At 65.0% G+C, this 25,605-nt stretch carries 18 protein-coding genes; 10 read left to right on the forward strand and 8 right to left on the reverse strand.

What is annotated here, in order from left to right; translation table 11 throughout:
• Positions 1-1,168: 1,168 nt before the first annotated feature.
• The 6 genes from HLB44_RS35195 to HLB44_RS35220 all read right to left on the reverse strand — a co-directional run bounded on the left by HLB44_RS35195 (position 1,169) and on the right by HLB44_RS35220 (position 7,372).
• On the reverse strand, positions 1,169-3,166 hold the full coding sequence (locus tag HLB44_RS35195) for a glycosyl hydrolase 53 family protein (protein WP_173135117.1): 1,998 nt from the start codon (positions 3,164-3,166) through the stop codon (positions 1,169-1,171).
• A 638-nt stretch (positions 3,167-3,804) separates the two neighbouring features.
• Entirely contained in the window at positions 3,805-4,035 is a 231-nt protein-coding gene (locus tag HLB44_RS35200) for an AbrB/MazE/SpoVT family DNA-binding domain-containing protein (protein WP_173135120.1), read from the reverse strand.
• A 101-nt stretch (positions 4,036-4,136) separates the two neighbouring features.
• A complete protein-coding gene (locus tag HLB44_RS35205; RefSeq protein ID WP_173135122.1) occupies positions 4,137-4,328 on the reverse strand; it encodes a hypothetical protein in 192 nt (63 codons plus the stop codon).
• A gap of 413 nt (positions 4,329-4,741) precedes the next feature.
• Positions 4,742-6,430: a SagB/ThcOx family dehydrogenase gene (locus HLB44_RS35210; RefSeq protein WP_173135125.1), complete on the reverse strand. Its 1,689-nt coding sequence runs from the start codon at positions 6,428-6,430 to the stop codon at positions 4,742-4,744.
• Positions 6,431-6,476: 46 nt separating this feature from the next.
• A complete protein-coding gene (locus tag HLB44_RS35215) occupies positions 6,477-6,638 on the reverse strand; it encodes a CBS domain-containing protein (protein ID WP_173135128.1) in 162 nt (53 codons plus the stop codon).
• Positions 6,639-7,099: 461 nt separating this feature from the next.
• Positions 7,100-7,372 (reverse strand): antitoxin, encoded by a 273-nt coding sequence (locus tag HLB44_RS35220; RefSeq protein ID WP_173135131.1) that lies wholly within the window; start codon positions 7,370-7,372, stop codon positions 7,100-7,102.
• A gap of 758 nt (positions 7,373-8,130) precedes the next feature.
• Here HLB44_RS35220 and HLB44_RS35225 point away from each other — a divergent pair.
• Complete coding sequence (locus tag HLB44_RS35225; protein WP_173135134.1) at positions 8,131-10,023, forward strand: tyrosine-type recombinase/integrase; 1,893 nt, start codon at positions 8,131-8,133, stop codon at positions 10,021-10,023.
• Positions 10,024-10,968: 945 nt separating this feature from the next.
• Here the strand turns inward: HLB44_RS35225 and HLB44_RS35230 are convergent.
• Positions 10,969-12,003, reverse strand: a complete 1,035-nt coding sequence (locus HLB44_RS35230; protein ID WP_173135138.1) for a ParB/RepB/Spo0J family partition protein — start codon at positions 12,001-12,003, stop codon at positions 10,969-10,971.
• A 4-nt stretch (positions 12,004-12,007) separates the two neighbouring features.
• Entirely contained in the window at positions 12,008-13,189 is a 1,182-nt protein-coding gene (locus tag HLB44_RS35235; RefSeq protein ID WP_246312658.1) for an AAA family ATPase, read from the reverse strand.
• A gap of 571 nt (positions 13,190-13,760) precedes the next feature.
• Between HLB44_RS35235 and HLB44_RS35240 the strand changes: the two genes are divergently transcribed.
• The 9 genes from HLB44_RS35240 (at position 13,761) to HLB44_RS35280 (ending at position 25,379) form a co-directional block, all read left to right on the forward strand.
• A complete protein-coding gene (locus HLB44_RS35240) occupies positions 13,761-15,215 on the forward strand; it encodes a replication initiation protein (RefSeq protein WP_173135144.1) in 1,455 nt (484 codons plus the stop codon).
• A gap of 219 nt (positions 15,216-15,434) precedes the next feature.
• Positions 15,435-16,547 (forward strand): hypothetical protein, encoded by a 1,113-nt coding sequence (locus HLB44_RS35245; protein WP_173135147.1) that lies wholly within the window; start codon positions 15,435-15,437, stop codon positions 16,545-16,547.
• Positions 16,548-16,550: 3 nt separating this feature from the next.
• On the forward strand, positions 16,551-16,910 hold the full coding sequence (locus tag HLB44_RS35250; RefSeq protein ID WP_173135150.1) for a hypothetical protein: 360 nt from the start codon (positions 16,551-16,553) through the stop codon (positions 16,908-16,910).
• Complete coding sequence (locus HLB44_RS35255; RefSeq protein WP_173135153.1) at positions 16,907-17,116, forward strand: hypothetical protein; 210 nt, start codon at positions 16,907-16,909, stop codon at positions 17,114-17,116. Before HLB44_RS35250 ends, HLB44_RS35255 begins: the two co-directional genes overlap by 4 nt.
• A 77-nt stretch (positions 17,117-17,193) precedes the next feature.
• The gene (locus HLB44_RS35260; RefSeq protein WP_173135156.1) at positions 17,194-19,503 is read left to right on the forward strand and encodes an N-6 DNA methylase; all 2,310 of its coding nucleotides are present in this window, start codon (positions 17,194-17,196) and stop codon (positions 19,501-19,503) included.
• Positions 19,504-19,589: 86 nt separating this feature from the next.
• Complete coding sequence (locus HLB44_RS35265) at positions 19,590-20,651, forward strand: PDDEXK nuclease domain-containing protein (protein WP_173135212.1); 1,062 nt, start codon at positions 19,590-19,592, stop codon at positions 20,649-20,651.
• A complete protein-coding gene (locus tag HLB44_RS35270; RefSeq protein WP_173135159.1) occupies positions 20,648-20,956 on the forward strand; it encodes a hypothetical protein in 309 nt (102 codons plus the stop codon). The genes HLB44_RS35265 and HLB44_RS35270 overlap by 4 nt, the downstream gene beginning before the upstream one ends.
• Positions 20,953-22,311, forward strand: coding sequence for a restriction endonuclease subunit S (locus tag HLB44_RS37670; protein WP_173135162.1), 1,359 nt, complete (start codon positions 20,953-20,955; stop codon positions 22,309-22,311). Before HLB44_RS35270 ends, HLB44_RS37670 begins: the two co-directional genes overlap by 4 nt.
• On the forward strand, positions 22,308-25,379 hold the full coding sequence (locus HLB44_RS35280) for a type I restriction endonuclease subunit R (protein ID WP_173135165.1): 3,072 nt from the start codon (positions 22,308-22,310) through the stop codon (positions 25,377-25,379). The genes HLB44_RS37670 and HLB44_RS35280 overlap by 4 nt, the downstream gene beginning before the upstream one ends.
• The last annotated feature ends 226 nt before the right edge of the window (positions 25,380-25,605 follow it).

Here is a 25,605-nt window from a genome sequence, read left to right on the forward strand (position 1 = left end):
GTAACGTCCTACCTGCATGGAGGCCGCCGGCGAGCGCCGGGGGCCTGCACCATCACGGCACGGTGGCCAGGGTGGGGGAATTTACGTGTCGATCAGTGGGGGAGTTCGGGTGTCGTTCGGGGGTAGGTCGCTGACATCCCGCGATAGGTGCGCTCGGCTTCGTCGTCCTGGTGGTCGGTTTGGGCTGCGCCCGCCCCTGCTTGTTGGTGAGCCTCGGGAGGTTCGGAGGGAACGTCCGATGTGGCATTGGTGGCGGGGCTGGTGTTGGGTGTCGATGCGTTCATAGCTGTGCTGTCCCTTTCGCTGTGGGTGTGTTGGTCGAAGAACCTGCTCGTCGGAGCCGCCTCGACGCATGGCCAGCGCTGGGATGGAGGGAGACAAGGGGCGCGCCCACAGGCCGCATGCCCGAGCGCAGCGAGGGACCGGGCGCGGAGCGCGGGCTGCAAGCCCTTGCCCCTTGGCACCGGCCAGCCCTGCGCTATGCGTCGAAGCAGAGGCGGCCCGAACGAGCAGCGACCAACCCACTCACAGCGAAGCGCACAACGAACGCAGCCGACCAGGTGTTTCCCAACACCAGCCCCGCCACCGCGCAGGCCAGGCCTGCGCCCACCGCAGCGCAGCTGCGCTGACCAGGTCACCCGCAAGTGGGACCACCCAAAGGTGGGAGACTGTTTTCGCGCCCGCGGACACGACCAAGCCCAGGCCACCGGGCCCACGCCTTCAGCCGTCAGCGACCGACGACCGCAAGCCGGCCATGTCCCGCGCCGGGCTGCGGGGTTCGATCAGCGCAGGCTGATCGAAGCGCTACCGCGCCGGCCCCTACCGGCGCACCCGGCCGTCCGCCGGACGCCCGGGCAAGGGACGATGATGGCCGTCTGCACCACCGAGCGGAGGCACCCGAAGGTGGGAATACCGGCTTTAGAGGGGAAGGTCCCCACGGACCGACAGCTCGAGTACGAGGGCGTTAGCCGAGAACTGCAGCGAAGGCGCCGACAGCCCGCGTGAGCTTCAGCGAGCCGGGTCGAGACCCCGCTAGGCGAGGAGGCTCGACGCCGCCAGGCGCAACACAGCCGGTTTTCGCGGGCGCGAAAATCGCTCAACCCTAGGACGTCAGTGCAAGCGGACCCAACGCTGAAGGACCGGGCGCGCTTAGCCAGCGCGTCCGTTCTCACTGTCCAACGAGCGGCCCGATCCCGAACTCCATCATTGCCGGTGTAGCGGTGAGGTCGGGATAGAACAGGCCGGTTTGCTGCGGAATGAGCAGCGTTCCCGGGTCATTCGGGCTCATGCCTATGAAGTAGTCGGGGTACCAATACAGGAAACCGATCATGTTGGGATTGTTGTTGGCATGGCGCAAATGCTCGCGCACCCAACCGGCCTGGCCGCTGTCGGTGAACGGGAACTCAGGCATGGGCAGGGCAGCATAGGCGCCGCTCGCGCGCGGATAGTTGCCCTCACTGATCATGGTTCGCTTGCCCAGCGTGGCGATGTAGTCCGAGGTCTCCTGGATTCGCTGCATCCAGCAGTCGGTGCTGTACTCGTCCACACGCCCGGGGTAAGTCAAGTACGGATGCGAAAGTGCCGCGTAGTCGAACGGGACACCCTGGTCCACCATGAACTTGAAGAACGCCTTGATGAAGATGTCGGAGGGCACTGGCAGGCTCAACCCTGCGATGTGCAGCACGATCTTTGCATTCGGATCAGCCGCCTTGATTCCCTCGATGCCCGCTTTCAGCAGGATCGCTTCGGTCGGCCAGACCGAGGCCCTGAGGTAGTTGACGTCCAGCGTCGAGAGACCGGCTGGCGGCAGCGCGATGCGTTCGCCTGGCCTGAAACCGAGGATGCCCAGATCGATCTCGTTGCCGACGGCATAAACCTCGACGTTGATGCCCTGCGCCTTGTAGCTCGACACCAGCGCATGGGTCTCGGTCCTCAAGCGACTGGCGGTATCGGCCACCGACAGGCCCTGCCAGGCAGCCGGTGCACTTTGCGTACCGAAGTGGGCCGGCCCTTCCGTCAAGTACAGCTGAAGGTACAGGCGCAGGCCTGCCGCCGCGGCGTTCTTGAGATCCTGAGCCACGATCTCCTTGGCGCGCCAGAACTTGTTCTGGAAGGGAATCGTGCCCCATTGCGAAGGCGGCAACGCTGCCAGCTCGGGCGCGCTGTTGAACGTGACGTCGGTGCCGTACCAGCTCATGCCGCTGGCCTTCATTGCCTGCAACGGGTTGACGTTGCCCCAGCTATTGCCCCAGATGCGGTAGTTCATCGAGTCGCCGCCGGTGCCACCCGCGATGAAGTCGGCGCGCCGCTGTTGCCGACCCCGGACGTATCTGTGCCAACTGGTGGTGCCGTCCGTGATCTTGAAGTCGGAGAAAGTGGCGGTGACCTGCCGGGCCACGCCGACCGTCGTCGTCGTCAGTTCCACATAGGCGCCTCCGCTGAGGGCTGCCAGCGTGGCGGCAGTTCTCCAGTTGCCATCGATGTTGTACGAGAGCGTGGCAGTTGCGCCCGATTGAACAACGCGCAGCTTGATTGACGTGGCGGTCACGACGATGTCCGGGAAACTCTGGAACACCGGCGCGCCGTTCACGCCGCTGCTGACGGCCAATACCCGGATGACGGATTTGTCGGCTGCCTTGGCCAAGGCGATGAAATAGCGGTTGTTGTCGTCCGCCATCAGGCCGAACGATGCGTACAACTGCGCCGTGTGGGCAATCGCCGTGTCGAAGCCTGTGGCGGCGTTGACGGTAATTTCCGCCTGCACGTCACCCTTGGTCATGTACTGCGAAACCACCCTGGCCGACGAGAACGTTCCCGCTGCGCTGGTCTGCATGCGCATCCCGTTGCCTTGCGACGTGCCCCCGCCGGACGCGCTCCAGTCGAACCAGCGGCAGGTGTCGATCGTGGGAGAAGAAAAGTCGTCGTTCTCCTCGCGCGTCGCCACAGGGCAGTCGCCAGGGGCGATGCGGCAGCGGAATTCTCCGAGTGTTCCGACATACAGGATCTGGCCGCCCGACACTGGCCCCAATACGTACACCTTGGCGCCGGCAATGCCGATGTAGTTGCCCATCGCCGGGTAGTAGCGGTACGTGTAGATGTCGTACACGCCATCCGCGAACGGCCCCGAGAAGTACTGCGGATAGGTCTGCTCTGCCCAGTTGAGCAAGGCGGGACCCTCCAGCGGCGCGCTTCGCAGCGCAACCATCCGAAGTGGTGTGGCAGACAGTGCCGCGGGTCGGGACCCGCACAGACTGCTTGCCGGGAAGGCAGCGGCTTCTCCCGCGGGCAGGCGGCACAGGTCCGTGGCCGAGGTTGTCGCCCCGCGTAAGGCGGAACCGTCGACTGCCGAAGTCCCTGACATGCCGCAAGATTGCAGGCACAGGCTCGCCAGAAGCAAGATTGCGCAACGTCGCATGCAGGAATCCTCCACCTTCATCGGCAACGGTGCCGATGCCGTCGCTCGTCCAGCCGCCAGCGAAAACCGACCTGCGGGCCAGCGCGAAATCATTGAACGGGATCATGCAGCACTGCGGCAGACAAGAGCTCCCCCCTTTTCCCTGCCACGGAGTGGACCAGCCCGTCAGTCGAGGCTGTGATTCACATGTCGGTTGGGCTGCTCAGGCTGCGACGGGTCGCGTCGCGGCCCACACGCTACGACTGAGATCTGGATGCGCTTCTCGCCGCTTGGCACGAACTTAAAGGTCGCCTTTCGTTCAGCGCCGCACGCGAGCACGTCGGCGACCTCGACGGCGCTCAGCTTGAACGCATCTTCGGGGAAGGCCTCACCGTTGTAGATACGACGTCTCAGATGGGAAGCTTCATCTGTGTCGTGCTGGCGGGAACAGGCACTTCGAGCCGGCTTGATCGCTGCCGCCTCAGCAACGCCGCGTTGCGAACCTCGGCCTTGATTTCGAAGCGACCCGGTGCGGTCTCGATGAACACCACGTCGTCGCCCGACTCGAGCTGCAGCGCCTGGCGGACGCCGGCCGGGATGGTGACCCGCCCTCGGCTCTGAACCTTCGTGACGTGTGGCATCGAGGGACCTCCAGAGATGGCTACTTCGCCAGGAAGGCGGCAAGCACCGTGCCGCCCGGCGCTTCCTGATCTTCGCGCCCGCGAAACGTCCCCAACGCGCCCTACCCTTCCCCGCCGCGGCGCATACGCGCCAGTACCGCCTCCGCGATCTCAACCTCTGGGGTCAAGCCCTGCTCGGCGATCGCCGCGAACTCGAGCAGGTCGAGTCGCTCCTCGGGGCCGGACACCTCCGCTGCCAAACGCCTGGTCCATAGCGCAAGCCGCTGCAGCGCAGCTCGGTCTTGTTCGGTCACTCACACCTCTGCAAAAGGCCCATCGGAAGTCAGCTGACGATGCGCGACGAGGAAGTCCCGCTGGGGCCATTGCTGGCCACGTTTCACGCCAAGCCGCATTTTCGCGGACGCGAAAGCCGTCCCTCATCCCCCCGCAGCCACGAACTCGTCGAGGATCTTGACCTTGTCTGCGCGCGCTGCGGCTCGGTGCCGAACTCGTAACGCCCCGACCAACTCCTTGCGTGTTGCCATGCTCATTCGCCTCGTCACGTTCCGCTTGCTCCCGCCGGCCCATGCGGCGGGTAGCAAGTTACGTGAGGCAACGGGTCAGCTCCGGTAGCGGAACTGATGAGTCGATGCGCCGGCCAAGGTAATTGTCGTCAGCCAGATCGCCGACATCGAGGCGTTGTTGAAGGCTCTGGCCTGACCTTGACCTACCCCACGATCAGCCTCGGGTCGTCGACCGGCCCGCCGACTGTGAAGTGATAGAGCGACTGGAACGCCAGGTCCTCGAGCCCGAACACCCGGTGTACCGGCTCGTCGAAGAAGCAGCCGATGCCTGTGGCCCGCAGGCCCGCCGCTTCGGCTTCGAGGTACAAGACCTGCCCGATCAGCCCGGATTCCCAGAACAGCCGCCGATAGAACCAGGCGCCGTGCGTGAAAAGCGCATCCCGGTACTCGGCAATCATCCCGAGCGAGAAGGCGCCGTCGCCGGCGATGTCCTGGTGGCAACTCAGCTGTGTCGCGAGGCGCTGCGCGTTGCCGGCTTCGAGCAGGCACAGCGTCAAGTCAGCTGGACAGCCCGGCGGCGTCGACCCCTCGAACCGGGCGTGCATCGCGCGTTTCAGCCGCTCCACCTTGGCCGGGTCACGCACCAGCAGGTACAGCCCGGGCACGATGCCCTCGACCCGGTGAACGAACAGGGCGAGGTGAACGGCCGCATCCCAGGGCAGCGTGTCCCAGGGCATCGGACGCCGGCAGGGCGGCAGGTCGCAGCGTGGCATCAGCCGCGAAAGCATGCGGTAGAAGCGTTCGGCCGCGATCGGCGTGCGGCCGTCGCACGCCAGCAGGCTGCGCCGCTGCAGGATGATCTGGCCGGCCGCAGGGCCGCCGGCGCCGGCGCGGCCGGGGCTCTCGCCCGCCGGCGTATCGAGCGCATCGAAACCTTGTTCCGCGCCGGCCAGTTTGCGCGTTGCCGCGGCGACTTGGTCGATGGCCTCCCAGTGCACCGGCGCGTCGCGGCTGAGCCGGTTGGCGGCACCCTGCCAACCCGCCCGGGTCAGCTGGCGTACCAGCTCCGGATCGAGCTGCCGGGGCACCACCCGTTGCTCGCCGGCGGGCCTGCCCCCGGCGAGCCCGGCCGGCCAGACCACCAGCACGGCCGCCGGGTGCTCGCGTTCTGCACCCGCAAAGTCCTCGGCCCGGTTCAACCCGAGCAAGTCTTCGATCGTTTCGTCGGCCAGCTTTTGCAGCAGGGCAGCGCGCCAGCCCAGGGTCGCGGCGGCGATGCGCAGTGCACCGATCGCGTGTCCCACGTCATGCTGGCAATAGCGGAACGCGCGCTCGCCGTACTTCCATGCCTCGCGCCAGTGGACCGAAGACAGCCCGACCAGGAAGGCCTGCGCCGGGAATTCGCGCATCAACGCCGTGAACAGCGCTGCGCCGCAGTCGGCGCGCCGTTCGAACGCGTGCTCGCGTGGCGCGTAGTGGTACAGGCCGGGAGCGTCTGCCAGCCCGGGCAGCGCGCCGATCAACAGGTAGCCCTCGGTCGGGTGCAGGTTGCCGCTCGACGGGTTGCAGCGCAGCGCCCAGCGCGTGGCGCCAGCCTGCTTCCAGGCGGAAATTGCCAGCGCGTACTGCAGCAGGCGCGACAGCGCGTTGAGCGTCAGCGTCGCACTCACCACCGAACCGGGACAGTAGAGGTCGTCGTAGCGCGGCGACAGCGGCTCCTCGTCGGCAGCCAGCAGCGGCAGGTGGACCAGCGGCGCGCCTTCGTAGCGGCGGAACGGATCCGGCTGGTTCGCCCAATCGAGCGCGCCAGGCCCCGGCGCATAGCGGTTGAAATGATGCTTGGTCCGCTCGTGATAGCGCATCACCGTTTCGATCTTGTCGATGTCGTGCATGACGGCGGATGCCCTTGCGTTCGACCAGCCCGCGGCTTGCAGCGCGTCAGTCGCGTTGGCCGGAGATGTGGCGTTTGAGTTGGTCGATGATGAACTGCTGTTCGGAGATGGTGGCTTTGACCAGGTCGCCGATGGAGACCAAGCCGCTCAGCTGGCCGCCGTCCATCACCGGCAAGTGGCGCAGCCGGTTTGCACTGATCAGCGCCATGCACTCTTCGTTGGCTGTTGGGGGTGCACGTACATCACCGGGCTTGACCTGATGTCAGCCAGCCGCATCTCTTTCGAGGACCGCGCCAGCAGCACGACCTTGCGGCGTAACGCGCTCCGAGAACGTGATGCATCGAGGGGCCTCCCGGAGATGGCTACTTCGCCGGGAAGGCGGCAAGCACCGTGCCGCCCGGCGCTTCCTGATCTTCGCTCCCGCGAAACGTCCCCAACGCGCCCTACCCTTCCCCGCCGCGGCGCATACGCGCCAGTGCCGCCTCTGCGATCTCAACCTCTGGGGTCAAGTCCTGTTCGGCGATCGCCGCGAACTCGAGCAGATCGAGTCGCTCTTCGGGGTCGGACACCTCCGCTGCCAAGCGCCTGGTCCACTGCGCAAGCCGCTGCAGCGCTGCTCGGTCCTGTTCAGTCACTCACACCTCTGCAACGTGTCGAGCGTGAGCAGGCTCATGCGTCGGAGCCTGCAAACGGGTCGCGCGAGCTGCCGGCCGCGTTCAGGGGCCGCTCAGACAGGAAGCCGTCTGCCTCGGTAAGGGGGCCCAACTCCGCGCGCAGCTTCATGAAGTCGCTCCAAGCTGAAGGCGGACGACTGGAGAGGATCACGTCGCCGGTGTGCGGATCGCGCCGCACGAAGACGCGATCGCCCTCGAAGCGGCAGTCCGGGGGCAGCCGGACGGCCTGGCTGCCGCCGCTGATGAAGATCGGCGCGGTCTTGGTCATCGCATTTCACTCCGGGGACCATTTTCGCGGGCGCGATCAAGGTCATGCTCTGTCCGGCTCCGAACGCCCGGTCGACCCCGGGGTTGACCGGTGCCTGTGGTCAGCAACACAGGTTGTTGAACGCTAGCGTTGACTCGTCTGCGTCGAGGTGGAGAGTTTCCGGGATGGACTCCACGGACTCCAAGAGGGGTGGGAGTTGACGTCCCGCGAAGCGGTGTAACTCCAACCAGGGCGTCGCGGTTTGCCGCGAAGCTGTGGCGGCCATCCCGCCACGGGTGGCCTTCGTGAGTCCAGATAGGTTGGTGCGAAGGCCAGGGGCGGAACCTGCGGACGTTCGGGTGTTGGAACGGTTCGGCAGCTGCGCTGGGACCACTAGAGATCCCGAAAATCCTCACGCGCCTCTGGCTGCGCACCGGCGAAGGACCCAAAAGTCATCACATCCGGACCCGGCGATCGCTTTGGGCGTCAGCCTCCATCAGACCCGGCGCAGCGTCTGTGTTGGACGGTCTAACTGCCGGGATTCATGTCCACCCCCAAGCGACCCCACTCGGGCCACCGTCGGCTATCTCCAGTTGCCGGCGGCCACATTCCGGATTAATCTCTGGGCCGATTCTTGACGTCATGATGGGGATTTCTGGAGATACCTCTCCTAAGTCCTTGAATCGGAAGGATTTTTCGGTCCGACCTCAGCGCGCGCGACCTTTCACCGTACCCAAGAACCAGTGCCCTCCCCGCCCGCACCTCCGCCGAAGCAGAGCATGCAACTCACATCGGCGCTGCCGACGGGAGCACCTGTCACCGCTCGATTGGGTGCCCATCACTTCGCATACCTACGCGCCGTGGCCGAGGGTGTTGCGCTCATCGCCGCCGCGCGCCACTACCTGCATGTCGAGCACGGCGCCCAGGCACCTCGCCTTCATCGGCTCATCGTCGAGCAGGCGCGGGCGCTGGCGCGGCGTCAAGGTGACTCGCGCTGGCGCCTGATCGGTCTGGACCTTCCCCAGGCAGGAGAGCGGCCCCAGGCCGCTTCAACCGCCCTGCCCTCCCCCCGCTCGCAGCCCGACATCGACACCTGGGCGGAGTCTCAAGGACTGGAGGGTTGGAGCCAGGCAGAGCTGCAGGCCATGTACACCGAGGCCTTCGGGTCCGATGCACCAGCCCCGGTGGCAGCCCTTGCCGAGCGGATCACAGCACAGCGGGTGCATCGCCAGCGCGAACGCAACGCCCGGCTGCGCTTGCAACGCCTTCAGCTGCTGCGCGAGCTCGAGCGCTCGGTCGCAGCTCCCGCATCGCGGTCTGACCCGATCGAAGCCTGGCTTGCGCCGCGCCAAGTCGCCGCGCTGCGCGCGTCCGGGGAAACGACCTTGGGCGACCTCGAGGCCCGAATCCAGCGCGGCGGGCGGTGGTGGATCGGAATCAGCGCCATCGGGCCGACCAAGGCGGAGCGGCTGAAGTCGCTCCTGGGACGCCTGCTGCCGACACCCGTCGCGCCCGCGTTCGACCTTCCCGCCTGGCCCCTCGAACAGGCTAAAGCGGCCCTGCTGCCGGGGGCCGGACTTTCCGGACAGTTCGGCCAGAACCGGCATCGCAGCGCCGCCTGCGAGCTACAGGCAGACGACGATCTCTCGGCGATTCGAGCCTGGGTCGTGGCCCGGGCAGCGTCACCTCACACGGCGCTGCACTACGAGCGCGAGGCCGAGCGCTTCCTGCTGTGGTGCGTACTGCTGCGGCGCAAGGCGCTCTCGGACGCCACCCTCCAGGACTGCCAGGCCTACATCGACTTCCTGGCGGACGTGCCCGCGCAGTGGATCAGCCGCCTCAAGGTGCCCCGGATGTCGCCGGGCTGGGCTCCTTTCAAAGGCCAGCTCAGTGCAGCGAGCCGGTCGCAGGCGGTGAGCGTGCTGAGCGCCCTCTGCGACTGGCTCGTGGGCGCCAGATACCTCGTCGTCAATCCTTGGGGACAGGTCGATCGCAGAGCACTCGGCGCGGCACCGGCAGCCGAACCTGCACCGCGCGCTTTCACCGAAGCGGCCTGGCAGGCGCTTGAGCAGCACTTGCACACCCTGCCCCCATCGGCGGCCGGCGCACGGCTGCGTTGGATTTGCGCGTTCGTGCATGCAACCGGCCTCCGGGCTTCGGAGCTCCTGCGCGCCCTGCGCAGCGACTTGCGGTCCATCCCCTCCGGGTATGAGTTGCACGTCGTGGGCAAGGGCGGACGACACCGCGTTGTGCCCGTTCCGGCGCATGCGGTCGACGCAACGCGTGTGTACTTTGAATCGCGAGGCCTGCCCTGGGATACGGCCGCGCCCGCCACACCCCTCCTGGGACGCCTGGATGGTCGGGACGAGCCGCTGAGCTACCCAGCGCTGTATGAGTGCTTCGCTACGTTCGTGCGCAATGCCCTGGACGCGAGTTCGCTGACGAGCGCCGAACGTTCCCGGGCGGCGCGCGCCTCGGCACGCTGGCTACGCCACACCTACGCAACGCGCTCAGCCGAGCGCCAGGTGCCTGTAGGGGTCCTTCAGCACAACCTGGGCCACGCGGATCCGCGATCGACCGCGACCTACTACCGTGCCCAGCGCGCAGCGATCGAGCCTCCACGCATGTCGCCGATCCCGCTGGCACCAACCGAAAGCGCCGAGTCCGCCTAAGGGGGTGGGACCGTCCCACCCCCTCCGCGCGGAGGCCATGGACAACTTGCGCAGGGGGCGACGGCGACGCACGGTTGAGCGGCAGTTCCGGCGCGCGACCACGTTGCGGCACCCGCGAACGACGTACGACGGCGGTCGGCTGTTTGGAGAGCATGGGGTGGGACGGTCCCACCCTGGGCGTCTTCGTGTCGTCGCAGCCCGTCTCGCACTTGCCACGGAGGGTGGGACGGTCCTACACCACAGGGCGGGCGACCCACGGGCTTCGGCGTGAGGGTGGGACCGTCCCACCCCTCGATTGATATGACGGTCCCCGCAAGCGGTTCGGTGCAGCGCGGGGTGGGACGGTCCGCCCCTCAGCTCAAGCCCGAACATTCGCGTCGCGGCATCCGGATCCTTCATCGGCCGGCCGGCATGGATCGAGCTATGGCGCCGAACGAATTGTTGGGGGTGGGACCGTCCTACCCCTACCCAGGCCGTGGGCCTTTGCCCGCTGAGCGGAGCGAATGGCCGTCGTCGATTCCGGCCAGCTGGCGCTGCCAACCGGCTGCCGCCTTCAGCCCGCCTACGTCGGCCGACAGCGCGCTGAAAGGGTCCGTGGCCGGGACGGTTCGGCTCGTTGCCGGAGTCGAACGAGACCTGCGATCAGCGGCGTCTGCGTTGGGTGCAAAAGTGCTCGCTTGCGGAGACCCAGGTGGCCATCCTCGTCGCGTCGCCGCGTGGCGTCGTGCCCGAATCCGAGCTGCCGGGCAGGGGGTGGGACCGTCCCACCCCTTGCTTCTGCACGCACTCTGGATTCCGAACGGCGGGTAGCCCAGTCCGAGACGCTTTCGCAGTAACGCTCGAATCGACGTATGTGGAGACGCGCCGTGAGTGCGCGGCCGTAGCGGGACTGCCCGGCCTGATGCACCAGCCAACGAGGGGGTGGGACCGTCCCACCCCAAAGGTTTAGGCCAGGAGCTTCCGTATCGCGACGTCCAGATCCTTCCACCGACTTGCGGGCAGGGCGCCGGGCGGCAGTTCGAGGATGGTGCGCCCTTTCGCATCGCTTCGAATTTGGGCCGTACCCGCCTTGCCAAGGTCGACCTTCACGGGGGGGTGGGACGGTCCCACCCCCTTGTTGCGCAAGCACGCCGTGAGCGCGTCAAAGACCTCGCTCGCCGCCGGCCGCTCCGGCAGACGCCCAAGCTCACGGGCCGCGGCCATGACTTTGCCTTCATGCAACGCCAACGCCCGTTCCAGGTCGGCGATCCATCGGAACTGAATGCTCGTTGGCGAAGGAAACGCTGAGATCACCTCCTGCGGCAGCTTCGCGGCGCGCAAAGCCTTGCCTACATCGCTCACATCCCGACCGATCGCCGCGGCGAGCTTCGTGTTGGAGGAGAAGAGCCCTTCCTCCATGGCGCGCAGGTACATGCGACCTTGTTCCCAGGCAGAGAGGTTTTCTCGACCGCGGTTCTCGCGATCCATCTGCACGAAGAGGGCCGGGTCGTCGAGCTCCTGAACCACGGCGAGCACCGGCAGGCCCAGCTCAAGGCATGCACGGTGCCGTCGATGGCCAAACACGACCTCGTACCGCGGGCTCTCGCCGGCGTTGTTCGCAAGCGGCCGCACCTTGATCGGCTGAACGTTTCCGCCTGCGTCTTGGATCTCGCGCTTGAACAGCTCGAACACTTCGCCCTGGAACGAGTCCTCATGCCTGTTGGCCCAACGACTCAGAGCGATCGACCGTGGATCCAACGCCTGCGCGCCGCGCTCGCCGGTGAGTTTTTCGACCGTCGAAGTCAGCTCTTCGATGCGTTGCTCAAGGCGCGCCGATTCGAAAACGCTTGCCGTGAGCAGGCCAACTCCGGTCCGCCCGCGCGGCCGCTCGACAACCTCCGCCGGTGCGGCGACCTCAACGTCAGGGGAGGGTGCCTCTTGCCGGGAGGGCGGAAGCACGAAAGCGATGCCAGATCCCTTTTTCCGCGTCTCGTTGACCATGTCTTCAGCCTCCAACCTGGCGCCGCCAGAACGTACGGACCTGTGACTCGATCAGTTCGACGAACCGGTCATAAGCCTCGAAGGCCCGCTTGAACGTCCGCGTGCTGGCGTTCTCAGGCGCTGAGTCATAGACCGTGCCGAACTCAGCGCTGGCGGTGCTCGCCGCCGCCGTCTTCGGGATCTCTACCGGCAACACCTTGTCGGTGTATGCCGCTGCAATCCACTCGCGCACAAAGCTGCTCGAGATGTCCGAGGCTTCGACCTTCGCCAGCAGGATGTCGATGAAGGCGAACTCTTTCTTCCCACCCCGGTTGCGAATCAACTGGTTCGTCAGATCCGAGAACAGGTCCCAGAACTGTGCGCTCGAGGCGAAGTCGAGCGCGCTCGGAGGCAGCGGCATGATGATGCCGTCGGACGCCATCAGCGCGTTGATCGTCGTGTACGACAGGGCAGGGGGGGTGTCGATCACGATGACGTCGTACTCGAGCCTCGCCCTGTCGATGCCGAAGTTCAAGACGTTCCAGAACTCAAAGTTCGAGTCCTTGCTTTGCTTGGCCGGAAGAATGAACTCAGCCGAGAACAGGAAGGAGGCGGCGGCCACCAGGTCGATGCCATCCCAATAGGTCGGACGGATCGCATACGCAATCTCGGTCTGCTCGCCCGAAAACAGCGGCAGCACGGTCTCGTCCATCGACACTTCGGAGTCCGGCAACAAGCCGAACAAGGTCGTGAGGCTGCCCTGCGGATCGCAATCGATCACGAGCACCTTGTGTCCTCGCAGACTCAGCCCTTGGGCCAGCGTCAGGGCTGTCGTCGTCTTGGTGACCCCACCCTTGAAGTTGCCCACCGTGATGGTGATGGCCTCGGCCCCTTCCGGGCGCAATTCCGCCGCCCGCACGTCCTTGACCCAGGTCCGGACCTCAGCCAACGTGAACTCCCTGCGGTATCCGGTCTTGTTCAGGCGCCCCGAGGGCAGTTCACCCTTTCGAAGGCGATAGTCGACCTGGGCTTTGTCGAGACCGGTCAGGGCCATCAGCTGGGCCGAGCTGAACATCGGAGCCTTCTTGCGCGCGTTCGGTGCCAGCATCTGCCCGCGAACCTGCTCCACAATCGCCTTAACGCGGTCTGCCTGATCCACCAGGGCATCCAGCGTGATCGGACGCGACGCGTTGACCAGAGTATCCAAGCCGTCCTCCATTACGCAGCATTCACCGAATGCGCCGGATTCTAGCGATAGACGCAGGTTACGCAGAACCAAACGAGACTCGCGTCCTCGCAAAGCACTTGCGATGGAATTCCGGACGGTTTGGCTCTTCGATCGACCTCTGGGTGTCGAGTCTTCCAACAGTTTCAGCGGTTTCAAGACTTTGACGCCGAGAAAAATCATATAAATCAACGGCTTAGGTCAACAAGTGTCCGGCTAAGGCCGCGCACCCGTCCGGGTTTGTCGTGATGCCCGTCCGGGAAGACCAAGCTCTCTGTCCTGCTTTGGTCCGTCGCGTCCGGGAATGCCGGCTTGTGGGGAGCTTCGAGCCTGCGCTCTCTCCGATCGCGAGCCCGCCAGCGCAGTTGTCCGGGATTTCCGGCGTCCGAACTACCACGCCGAGCGGCGCCGGGGCCATGATCTGTCCGGGAAGGCCGGCCCTGCGCGTGTCCTGACTGTCCGGAAATCCATGGACAAGCGCCACGGCGAGTCGGGATGAACACTAAGTGCGGCTCCCGTACCGTCCAGGGTCCCTTGGACATATACTTTTTGGATGGAGAGGACCTCGTCACGGAAGAAGCTCGACGCAGCGCCGCCGGCCATCCTGAACAAGCCGGTGGTTGCGCTGGCGATCGTTCCTCTCAACCGAAGCCTTACGGTCACCGCACGCAAGGCCTACAACGTCATGCTGCACATTGCGCAGCGTGAGGGCGACACCGGCGACGCCGGCTTCAGCGCTCCCCTGAACGCGATCCTTCGAGGCTTCGGGTCGGGGAACAACATTTCGACCGATGCCAAGCGGTACATCGATCAGATGATGTCGACAAAGATCGAGTGGCGACCGCTCTCGGAAGGGGAGCAATTCCTGCTGCCCCTCGAAGAACCTGCCACGTCGGGCGGCTCGTCCCCGAAGCTGGACGGTCCGACCGACGAGATCCGATCGTTCCACATGCTCTCGGAGGTGCGCCTGTACAAGCGGGCAGGGGAGAACTGGGTGACCTGGTTCTACCCACCGACGATCAAGGAACAGATGCTGGGCCCGAACCGTTGGGCGAAGCTGGAGCTCGAGATGATTGCCCGGCTCAGCACCTACACGTCGGTCGCCCTCTACGAAATTTGCGCCCGTTATCGCGACAACCCCGGGGGCGTCACGTCGAAGCACCCATGCGACTGGTGGGTTCAGGTGCTCAAGGGATCCGAGGGCAACAAGCAGCGCGAGTGGCGCAAGTTCAAGAACGAGTTTGTTAACCCGGCGATCAAGGAGATCAACGAGGTCAGCGACATCGAGGTTGAGCTGCTCGAATACAAACAGGGCAGGGCGATCGCCGATGTGCAGTTCGGCGTCAGAAAGAAGGCCGCCAGTGCCATGCCCCACAAGCCGCAGCCCCCCGACGTCACGAACCTGCTGCACGCAGCGAGGCTCGGTGTACGCGAGGCCGATGTGGAAACCTTCACCGAGAAATACGGAGAGTCGGCGCTCACTTTGGCGCTTGCCGCCATGGAGCGGTTTGTTCAGGCCAATCCGAACAAGCCCATCGCGAATCCCGGTGCCTACCTCAAGGCGGTGCTCGCTGATCGCGATCGAGAGGGCGCGAAGGTGCCAGGGCAGGGTGGTTCGTCGGCCGCTCCGCCTGCAACTCCGCTGTCGGTCGGGCAGACCCTGAAGTCGCTAGTGGATGCCGGCTCGGAGCCAGTGCCCCAGGCGGGCAATCGGGCAGGGCGCCTGACGAGCGAGGCGGACGATCGCCAGGCCAAGAACCTGATCGCGGCACGTCGGATATTCGAAGCATTGGATCCGGCAGAGCAGGGGGTCTGGGTCAGGCGCTTGGCCGAGCATGCCTCCGGCAGCGGCTGGGCGACGCTCAACATCATGCGACGGCTGCAGGCCGGTCAGTGGCAATCGCCGCTCGTGACGGCCATGTTGATGCGCTTCTATGCCGAACAGACCTTCGGACCCAACTGGGCTTCAATGGACCTGGAGACAGAGCCCGTACCGCAGCCCTCGTAGTTGCGCCCCTCCCATGAGAGGCGATGACATCGCCAGCCGACCGAGCCGGGCGTGCGGGGCCTTCGTCTTGCCGCAGGGGGAGCGCGGGGGGAGGCCCAGGCGGCTCAGGCGAGCAAAGCGTTGGGCTAGGCCCGGGTGACCTTGCCTTAGCTGATCAGCTAATCAAGGCATTTATATCGTAAAGCGTTAGAATTTGCCGCACAGCTAATCAAGCTATTTATGAACGAGATCGTCGTCGATCAGCTCGCGGCTGCGCTGGCCAAGTGGAGTCCGCGCCTGCGTGTCGTCCGCTCGAGCTTCGAGGTGCCGGCGGCGACCACGGACCGGCGCGTCGATGCCCTGCTCGACTTGGAAGGCGGCTGGTGCCTCGCGGTCGAAGCGATCGGCGAGGGCTACCCCCGCGATGTCAGCGCGGCAGCCGACCACCTGGCGAACCTGCTGCCCGCGCTGCCAGAAGGCCCCGTCGAGCCCATCCCCCTCGTCGCGGCGCGATACATGACGGAGCCCTCGCGAGCCCTCCTGCGCGAGCGGGGCTTCGGCTACTTCGACTCGAGCAGCGGCAGCTTGCATCTGCAGCGCGGCGACCTGGTCGTCCATGTCGACCGGCCTGCACAGAAGCCTGCCAAGCGCGGTCGACCAGTGGACCCCTTCCTCGGCGCGCGCGAGCAAGTCGTCCTCGCGCTGCTGCTGTCCGACCAGGCCTGGACGACCGGGCAGGAGCTTGCCGCCACCAGCAGCACCTCCACCTTCACCGTCTCCACAACCCTAGACGAGTTGGAACGCCAGGACTGGATCGAGAGCAAGGGCACCGGCAAGCTCATGCAGCGGCGACTCGCCCGCCCAGGAGCCCTGCTGGATGCCTGGTCCGAGGCGTGGCGCGAGCGCATCGCCAAGGGGCGGGTGCCCCAGCGTCGCTACTACAAGTTCTCAAACCCGGTGTCGAAGCTCATGCAATGGGCGGCGGACAACCTCGAGGTGCTGGGCCTGGCCGACCGGACGGAGCGCCTGCCCTGGGCGTTCACCGGACCCGCCGCGGCGAACCTTGTCGCGCCCCACCTGACGGCCGTGAATGTCGTGGACATCATCGTGCCCCCCAAGACACTGGATCTGGTCGAGACTGCCCTCGAGCTCGAGCCGGTCGACCAAGGGCCCAACCTCGCGATCTCCGAGCGCGGCGGGGCGGCCTTGATGGCGCGTGGGCGCAGTCCGTCGCCGCAGCTCCACGTCGGCTGGATCGCCAACCCCTTCGTCCTCTACCTCGACTTGCAGGATGGTCGTGGCCGCAACAAGGAACTCGGCCAGCACCTGCGCGAAACCGTGCTGCACATTTGAGCCATGAGCGACAAACCCTCGACTGCTGAAGGCTACTCGCCGGCAACCACGCTGGCCTGCGAGCGCGCGCTCGTGACCTTGCTGCGCGGCCTCGGCACGCTGAAGCCTCACCTGCGGCTGATCGGCGGGCTCGTCCCGAGGTACCTGACTCCGGCTCGACCGCCCGACATACCGGAGCACGAGCGCCACGTCGACGTCCATCGTGCCGGCGGCGCGGCTCGATGCGCAACGCGCCAGGCTCACTACCCGGTGAGCTACAGCGTTCGGCCGCTCCAGCCGCCCAAGAGCACCTACTCGGTCTTCTTGACTTCCCTCTCGAGCGCGCCCAGACCCCCGAGGACCTGGATCTGGCCTAGGACGTGATCAAGGCGCTGCGCAAGGCCATCTACGGGCAGCTGGCGGTGACGCCGTGGAGCCTTGGAAAGACAGGAGATGGCAGTGGCTCCACCCGGCGGGCGTTGATCGCGCTGGCGAGCGCTACGGGATACTTCGCAGTGTTCGAGATCGGCGGGCCTACCAGCGTGCTGGTGCTGGCTGTGCGGCGCCAGCTTGAGCCTGACTGTCACTGACGCAGCACGGCGGCTGGGAGCTTGGGCGACCGTCCGAATGCAGCAGACTTCAGACCCCACACGAGAGAACCTGGGCCGTGGACCAAGCAACGCACAACAAGATCGTTTCCTTCATCTGGGGGATCGCCGACGATGTCCTGCGTGACCTGTTTCGTCGCGGCAAGTACCCCGACGTCATCCTGCCGATGTGTGTGCTGCGGCGCATGGATGCCGTGCTGGAGCCGACCAAGCAGGCCGTACTCGACACCAAGCAGATGCTGGACGATGCGCGCATCACCGAGCAGCGCGCCGCGCTGGCTGGCGCAGCTGGACAGGCCTTCTACAACACCTCGCGCTTTACGCTGCGAGACCTGAAGTCGCGTGGCAACCACCAGCAGTTGCTCGCCGACTTTGAGGACTACCTCGACGGCTTTTCACCCAACGTCCAGGACATTCTCGAGAACTTCAAGTTCCGCAACCAGCTGCCCACGTTGTCAAAGGCCGACGCGCTGGCCACGCTGATCAACAAGTTCCTCGATCCCGACATTGATCTCTCGCCGGCCGGCATCGACAACCACGCGATGGGCACGGTGTTCGAAGAGCTGGTGCGCAAGTTCAACGAGGACAACAACGAAGAGGCCGGCGAACACTGGACACCACGTGACGCCGTGCGGCTGATGGCGAATCTGGTGTTCCTGCCGGTCGAAGAGAAGCTCAAGTCCGGCACCTACCTGTTGTACGACGATGCCTGCGGCACCGGCGGCATGCTCACCGTGGCCGAGGAAACCCTCATAGCCATCGGCAACAAGCGCGGCCTGGACATCAAGTGCGGCCTCTACGGTCAGGAGATCAACCCCGAGACCTACGCGATCTGTAAGGCCGACATGCTGATCAAAGGGGAAGGCGAGAACGCCGACCACATCGTCGGCGGCGCCGAGTGGTCCACGCTAGCGCACGACGCGTTCCCAGGCCAGGAATTCGACTTCATGGTCGCCAACCCGCCCTACGGCAAGAGTTGGAAGAAAGACCTGGAGGCGATGGGCGGCAAGGACGGCATGCGCGACCCCCGCTTCAAGGTCATGCACGAAGGTGAGGAGCTGTCGCTCGTCACCCGCTCCAGCGATGGCCAGATGCTCTTCCTCGTCAACATGGCGTCGAAGATGAACCACAGCTCGGCCCTGGGCAGCCGCATCGCCGAGGTGCACAACGGGTCGTCGTTGTTCACTGGCGACGCCGGCCAGGGCGAGAGCAACATCCGCCGCTGGCTGATCGAGAACGACTGGGTCGAGGCCCTTGTCGCGCTGCCGCTCAACCTCTTCTACAACACCGGCATCGCCACCTACGTTTGGGTGCTGAGCAACCGCAAGCCGGCGCACCGCAAAGGGCAGGTTCAGCTGATCGACGCTAGCCAGTGGTTCAAGCCGCTGCGCAAGAACCTGGGCAAGAAAAACTGCGAGCTGGGCCCGGACGACATCGAGCGCATCTGCCGCACCTTCCTCAATTTCAAGGAAACGCCCGAGTCGAAGATCTTCCCCAACGCAGCCTTCGGATACTGGAAGGTCACGGTCGAGCGCCCGCTTCGGCTGCACAGCCAACTGTCATTGAAGGCCATCGAGACACTGCGCTTTGCCTCGGGCGATGAAGACCTTCGGGCCGCGCTTTTCGAGGAGTTCGGCGACGCGCTCTTCAACGATTTCGACGCAGTAGCGGACGCGCTCGACAAGCGCCTGGCCGACTGGGGCAGCGACGACGAAGGCGGCGACGACGAAGAGGATGCCGACACCAAGAAGAAGGGCCTGCCCGAGAAGAAGCGCAAGAAGCTACTCGACGCCAAGACCTGGGAGCGCGACGGCCGCCTTGTCGACGTGGCCTCCGCGCTGCGCGCATCGCTGGGCGACACGCTGTTCGAGGACCACAACGTCTTTCGCGATCTTGTCGACGGCGCGCTTAAGAAGGGCGGCACCAAACTGCCGGCCGCTGAGCTGAAACTCATCCTGAAGGCCGTGAGCTGGCGCGTCGAGACGGCGCCGCCCGTGATCGCCAAGGTGCACAAGCCAGGCAAGACGGCGGCCGACCCTATGCTCGGCCTGTATGACGCCGTGGTCGCCGGCAAGGCCTGCGTGGTCGAGTACGAGCCCGACAGCGACCTGCGCGACACCGAACAGGTGCCGCTGATGGAAGACGGCGGCATCGAAGCCTTCGTCCGGCGCGAGGTGTTGCCCTACACACGCGATGCTTGGGTCAACAACGACGCCACCAAGATCGGCTACGAGGTCAGCTTCACCCGCCACTTCTACAAGCCGCAGCCACTGCGCACGTTGGCGCAGATCAGCGCCGACATCTTGGCTGTCGAGAAGGAAGCCGAGGGACTGCTGGACGGGCTCCTGATGACGGATCCGACTCCGTGAAGAGGGACAAGCTCGCCATCAGCAAGCCAGGCGGGGCCGTGGCGCACAAGAGGCGCCAACGTACGTCGACGGCGGCAGCGGCGCCCGTGCTGGCAACAGACCTTACCGCCATCGATGAATCGGCCTTGCTCGCCGACTTGCGCGCCCTCATTGGGTCCGCACGGCAGCGCATCGCGACCGCAGCCTTCGCCACCCAGACCCTGCTGTGCTGGCACCTGGGGCGGCGGCTCTTGAGCGAGAACCTGCAAGGCGCGCGCGCTGAATACGGCAAGCAGATTCTCGTGACGGTGTCACGAGATTTGGCGGCGGAGTACGGCCGCGGTTTCAGCTACGCCGAACTGGCCCGCATGGTGCAGTTCGCCCAGGCGTTCCCCGACGAAGCGATTGTCGTGACGCTGTCACAACAATTGAGCTGGTCGCACTTTCATGCGCTGCTGCCGATCAAGGACCCGCTGGCACGCGACTTCTATGCAGAGATGTGCCGCATCGAGCGCTGGAACGTGCGCACCCTGCGCCAGAAGATCAGCGGCCTGCTGTTCGAGCGCACGGCACTGTCGAAGAAGCCGCCGGCCACGGTGGCCACCGAGATCGCCAGGCTGCGCGATGGGCAGATGAGCCCTGACCTGGTGTTCCGTGACCCCTACCTGCTCGACCTGCTGGGCCTGAAGGGCGCCTACAGCGAGCGCGACCTGGAAAGCGCCATCCTGCGAGAACTCGAAGGCGTGCTTCTTGAGCTGGGCGCCGGCTTCACCTTCGTGGCACGCCAAAAGCGCATGAGCGTCGGCAAGGACGACTTCCACCTCGACCTGCTGTTTTTCCACCGCCACCTGCGCTGCTTGGTCGCCGTCGAGCTGAAACTGGAGTCGTTCCAGCCCGCGCACGTCGGCCAGATGGAGTTCTACCTGCGCTGGCTGGACAAGCATGAACGCGCGCCAGGCGAAGCGGCACCCATTGGCCTGATCTTGTGCGCATCGGCCGACGCCGAGCAGGTGGAGTTGCTGCAGCTCGACGCCAAGTCGATCCGCGTCAGCGAATACCTCACCGACCTGCCGCCGCTGCCGCTGTTGCGCGAGCGCCTGCACCACGCCATCGAGCATGCGCGCGAAAGCGCGGCCCGCCGACTGTTCACCGACGAGGACCAATCATGAGCGATGGCGACGCAATCGCCGGCGGGCTGGATGCCCTGGTCGGGCAACTGCAGCGGCTGCAGCTACAGGCCGCAGAGCAATACCAGCCGGTGGTGGATGCGCTTGTGCGCGCCGGCAGCCGTGACGTGCAGCAGATCGAGCACACGCTTGATGGCCTGCTCGACTTTTGTGGTCACGAGCCGGTGCTGGAGATGTACAGGCGCTTGTGCCGCCACTACTGGGACATCGATCCGACAGCGACGGCCGACTACGTCAAGGCCTATCGCGAACGCTGGGATAGCGAGGAAGACGGAGGACAAGCGTGATCGCCGGGCTCAAGCCCTATGCCGAGTACAGTGACTCGTGTTCGCCGTGGCTTGGGCAAGTGCCGGCCCATTGGCGCACGGTTCGCAATGGCAGCCTGTTTGGCCAACGCAGCCAGACGGGTTTTGCTCAACTGCCGATCCTGGAGGTGTCACTGAAGACGGGCGTGCAAGTGCGCGCGTTCGGCAGCGCCAAGCGCAAGCAGGTCATGGCGGACCTCGCAAAGTACAAGCGTGCGGCGAAAGGCGACTTGGTCTACAACACGATGCGCATGTGGCAGGGCGCCCTGGGTGTATGCCCGGTCGATGGCTTGGTTAGCCCGGCGTATGTGGTGGCGCGGCCGTACGCGGGTGTCGAGCCGCAGTACTTCGCAGCGCTGTTTCGCACCGGCGATTACATGGCAGAAATCGACGCCGCGTCGCGCGGCATCGTAAAGGACCGAAACCGCCTCTACTGGGACCAGTTCAAGCAGATGCAATCGCCTTGCCCGCCGCCGGGAGAGCAGGTGGCCATCGTGCGATTTCTGGATTGGGCGAGCGGCCGGCTGGAGCGGGCGATCCGGGCAAAGCGCAAAGTGATCGCGCTGCTGACCGAGCAGAAGAAGGGGATCATCAAGCAGGCCGTCACGCTGGGCCTCGATGAAAATGTTGAACTCAAGTCAACGGGCATACCTTGGCTCGGAGACATTCCGAAGCACTGGGAAGTCTCAAGGGTCAAGAGTGAGTTCCGCTGCCTCAACACAATGCGCGCGCCACTCAATTCAGTAGAGCGAGGGCGGATGAGGTCGCGAACCTATGACTACTATGGCGCGTCCGGAGCAATCGACAAAGTTGACGATTTTTTGTTCGACGATGAACTACTACTGATCGCAGAAGATGGCGCCAATCTGGTGCTTCGCAATCTACCGCTGGCGATCATCGCCAGCGGAAAATTTTGGGTCAACAATCATGCTCACATCCTCAAGCCGCGACGCGGCAGCATTCGCTACTTGGCGCATTTGCTTGAGACTTTGAACTTCTGCCCTTGGATCACCGGAGCAGCGCAGCCAAAACTCACGCAGGATCGGCTACTAGCAATATCGATTGCGGTGCCACCGGGCGAAGAACAAATGGCGATAACGGCCGCTGCGGAGTTGCGCTGTCAGCCGCTCAATGATGCGCTCGCACGACTCGCACGCGAAGTCGAGTTGTTGCGTGAATACCGTACCCGCATCGTCGCCGACGTGGTGACCGGCAAGCTTGACGTGCGCGAAGCCGCAGCGACTCTGCCCGAGGCCGTAACAGCTGGCATCGAGGCCGAGCCTACTGACGAAGCTGACGACTCCGAACTCATCGACGAAGAGGCCACTGAAGCATGAACACTGACATCAGCGAGAAGGGACTCGAATCGCTGATCGTCCGGCACATGACTGGCGCCGATGGTCTTGCTGTCTTGGCCAACTCGGCGGCCAACACCGTGGCCGAGCCGCCCGCACCCTCCGGCGGCACCGGCTACTTCGCCGGCAGCCCCAAGGATTTCGACCGTGCCCACGCGCTGGACGTGGCCCAGCTCTTCGCCTTTCTGCGCGCCACGCAGCCAGAGGCCTTCAAGAAGCTGGGCATGGCCGATGCCAACGACGCCAAGGACATCAACCGCCTGAAGTTCCTGACCCGGCTGTCGGCCGAACTGGGCAAGCGCGGTGCCATCGATGTGCTGCGCAAAGGCATCGATCACCACCCGGCCGGCCACTTCGATCTGTTCTACGGCACGCCGTCCGAAGGCAATGCCAAGGCGGCCGCGCTGCATGCGCAAAACCGCTTCTCCATCACGCGCCAGCTGGCCTACAGCATGGACGAGACACGCCGGGCCCTGGACTTGGGCTTGTTCATCAACGGCCTGCCCATCGCCACATTCGAGCTGAAGAACAGCCTCACCAAGCAGACCGTTGAAGACGCGGTGGAGCAGTACCGGCGCGACCGCAACCCCCGCGAGCGGCTGTTCGAGTTCGGCCGCTGCGTCGTGCACTTTGCTGTGGACGATGCCGAGGTGCGCATGTGCACCGAGCTGAAAGGCAAGGCCTCGTGGTTCTTGCCCTTCAACAAGGGCCATGAAGACGGCGCCGGCAACCCGCCCAACCCGAACGGCCTGAAGACCGACTACCTCTGGAGGGAGATGCTCACGCCGGCCGGCCTAACCGACATCCTGGAGAACTACGCCCAGATTGTCGAGGTCAAGCACCCCAAGACCGGGAAGAAGAAGCGCACCCAGGTCTTCCCACGCTACCACCAGCTCGGCGTGGTGCGGCAGGCGCTGGCCGATGTGCGCGTGCACGGCGTGGGCCGGCGCTACTTGATCCAGCACTCGGCCGGCAGCGGCAAGTCGAACTCCATCGCCTGGCTGGCTCACCAACTCATCGGCGTGAAGACCGGTGGTGAAGAGGTCTTCGACTCGGTCATCGTCATCACGGACCGGCGCATCCTGGACGACCAGATCCAGAAGACGATCAAGCAGTTCATGCAGGTGGGCGCGACAGTGGGCCACGCCGAACGCTCCGGCGACTTGCGGCGCTTCATCGAGCAGGGAAAGAAGATCATCGTCACCACGGTGCAGAAGTTTCCGTGGGTGCTGGACGAGATCAGCGCCGTCGGCGACAAGCACTTCGCCATCGTCATCGACGAGGCGCATTCAGGGCAGGGCGGAAAGACGTCGGCGGCGATGGGCAAGGCGCTGGGGGAGGGCGTTGACACCGAAGCCGCCGGCGACGACGAGGAATGCGACGCTGAAGACGTGGTGAATGCAGCGCTGGAAGTGCGCATGGCCGCGCGCAAGATGTTGATGAACGCCAGCTACTTCGCCTTCACCGCCACGCCGAAAAACAAGACGCTGGAGATGTTCGGCGAGCCGCTGCCGGCCGACGCCGAAGGCAAGGTCAAGCATCGACCCTTCCACAACTACAGCATGAAGCAGGCGGTGCAGGAGCGCTTCATCCTGGACGTGCTGGAACACTACGTGCCGGTCGACAGCTACTACAAGCTGATCAAGAAGATCGAGGACGACCCGGAGTTCGACACCAAGAAGGCGAAGAAAAAGCTGCGCCGGTACGTGGAAAGCCACGACCACGCGATCCGCCTGAAGTCCGAGATCATGGTGGACCACTTCCACGAGCAGGTGCTGGCGGCCGGCAAGATTGGTGGGCAGGCGAGGGCGATGGTCGTGACCAGCGGCATCGAGCGCGCCATCCAGTACTTCCACGCGATGAAGGCCTACCTGGTGGAGCGCAAGAGCCCGTACCGGGCCACCGTTGCGTTCTCGGGCGAGCACGAGTACGACGGCGTCAAGGTCAGCGAGGCGTCGCTCAATGGCTTCCCAAGCAAAGACATCGCCGACAAGATTCAGGACGATCCTTACCGCTTCTTGATCTGCGCTGACAAGTTCCAGACCGGCTATGACGAGCCGCTGTTGCACACGATGTACGTGGACAAGGCGCTGTCCGGCGTGAAGGCCGTCCAGACGCTGTCGCGCTTGAATCGGGCGCATCCGCAGAAGCATGACTGCTTCGTGCTGGACTTCCAGAACAACAGCGAGACCATTACGCTCGCCTTTCAGGACTACTACCGCGCCACGCTGCTGGCTGAGGAAACCGACCCGAACAAGCTGCACGACTTGAAGGCTGCGCTGGACGGTGCGCAGGTGTACTCGCCCGACCAAGTGCAAGAGTTCGCTGCCCTTTTCCTGGCCGGCGCCGAGCGCGACCAGCTTGACCCAATCCTGGACTCGTGTGTGGCGGCGTACAAGGGCGCACTCGATGAAGACCAGCAAGTGGATTTCAAGGGCAAGGCCAAGGTGTTCTGCCGGACCTACGACTTCCTGGCCTCGGTGATGCCCGGTACCAACGTCGAATGGGAGAAGCTGTCGATCCTGCTGAACTTGTTGGTTTCCAAGCTGCCGGCGCCGAAGGAAGAAGACTTGGCCAAGGGCATCCTCGAAGCCATCGACATGGACAGCTACCGTGTCGAAAAGAAGGCACAGATGAAGATCGCTTTGGCCGATGCTGATGCCGAGATCGCGCCGGTGCCCACTGAAGGCGGCGGGCGGAAGCCCGAGCCTGAGTTGGACCGGTTGAGCAACATCCTCAAGACCTTCAACGACAACTTCGGCACGCTGTTCGCCGACACTGACCGCGTGGCCAAGCGCATCAGGGACGACATCGCGCCGAAGGTGGCTGCCGACAAGGCCTTCCAGAACGCCAGGGACAACACGCCCCACACCGCGCGCATGGCCCACGACCAGGCGCTGGGCAAGGTGATGCAGATCCTGTTGAAGGACGACACGCAGGTCTACAAGCAGTTCGTCGAGAACGAATCGTTCAGGCGGTTTGTCGGGGACATGGTGTACCAATTGACGAACCAAGGGCCATCGCAGCCTGGGAGTTCTCCAGCGGTCTGATGTCGTAGCGGGTCCCCTATCGGTCAGTTCGGCGTCGCACGCGAGCCACGCCATCGCCACGGGCATGGTTGCATGGGTCCACCTCGACATGGTGGACGCCATCGTGCTCAATCGCGGCGCTCAACTCAACAGGGTACTGAGGCCAACTGAGGCCACGCTTACGGCGTACGACCCGGTCAGCTTCATGAAGAAGCCAGCGCCGGTAAGGGCTCCACCGAAGAAGTGA

It is taken from the genome of Pseudaquabacterium terrae, from assembly GCF_013266755.1.
GTDB classification, from domain to species: domain Bacteria; phylum Pseudomonadota; class Gammaproteobacteria; order Burkholderiales; family Burkholderiaceae_C; genus Pseudaquabacterium; species Pseudaquabacterium terrae.

Coding starts and splice junctions, on each gene's coding strand:
- HLB44_RS35280 (WP_173135165.1), top strand. CDS start 22,308: ATGAACACTGACATCAGCGAGAAGGGACTCGAATCGCTGATCGTCCGG.
- HLB44_RS35220 (WP_173135131.1), bottom strand. CDS start 7,372: ATGACCAAGACCGCGCCGATCTTCATCAGCGGCGGCAGCCAGGCCGTC.
- HLB44_RS35215 (WP_173135128.1), bottom strand. CDS start 6,638: ATGGCGCTGATCAGTGCAAACCGGCTGCGCCACTTGCCGGTGATGGAC.
- HLB44_RS35230 (WP_173135138.1), bottom strand. CDS start 12,003: ATGGTCAACGAGACGCGGAAAAAGGGATCTGGCATCGCTTTCGTGCTT.
- HLB44_RS35225 (WP_173135134.1), top strand. CDS start 8,131: ATGCAACTCACATCGGCGCTGCCGACGGGAGCACCTGTCACCGCTCGA.
- HLB44_RS35210 (WP_173135125.1), bottom strand. CDS start 6,430: ATGCACGACATCGACAAGATCGAAACGGTGATGCGCTATCACGAGCGG.
- HLB44_RS35240 (WP_173135144.1), top strand. CDS start 13,761: ATGGAGAGGACCTCGTCACGGAAGAAGCTCGACGCAGCGCCGCCGGCC.
- HLB44_RS35200 (WP_173135120.1), bottom strand. CDS start 4,035: ATGCCACACGTCACGAAGGTTCAGAGCCGAGGGCGGGTCACCATCCCG.
- HLB44_RS35245 (WP_173135147.1), top strand. CDS start 15,435: ATGAACGAGATCGTCGTCGATCAGCTCGCGGCTGCGCTGGCCAAGTGG.
- HLB44_RS35250 (WP_173135150.1), top strand. CDS start 16,551: ATGAGCGACAAACCCTCGACTGCTGAAGGCTACTCGCCGGCAACCACG.
- HLB44_RS35270 (WP_173135159.1), top strand. CDS start 20,648: ATGAGCGATGGCGACGCAATCGCCGGCGGGCTGGATGCCCTGGTCGGG.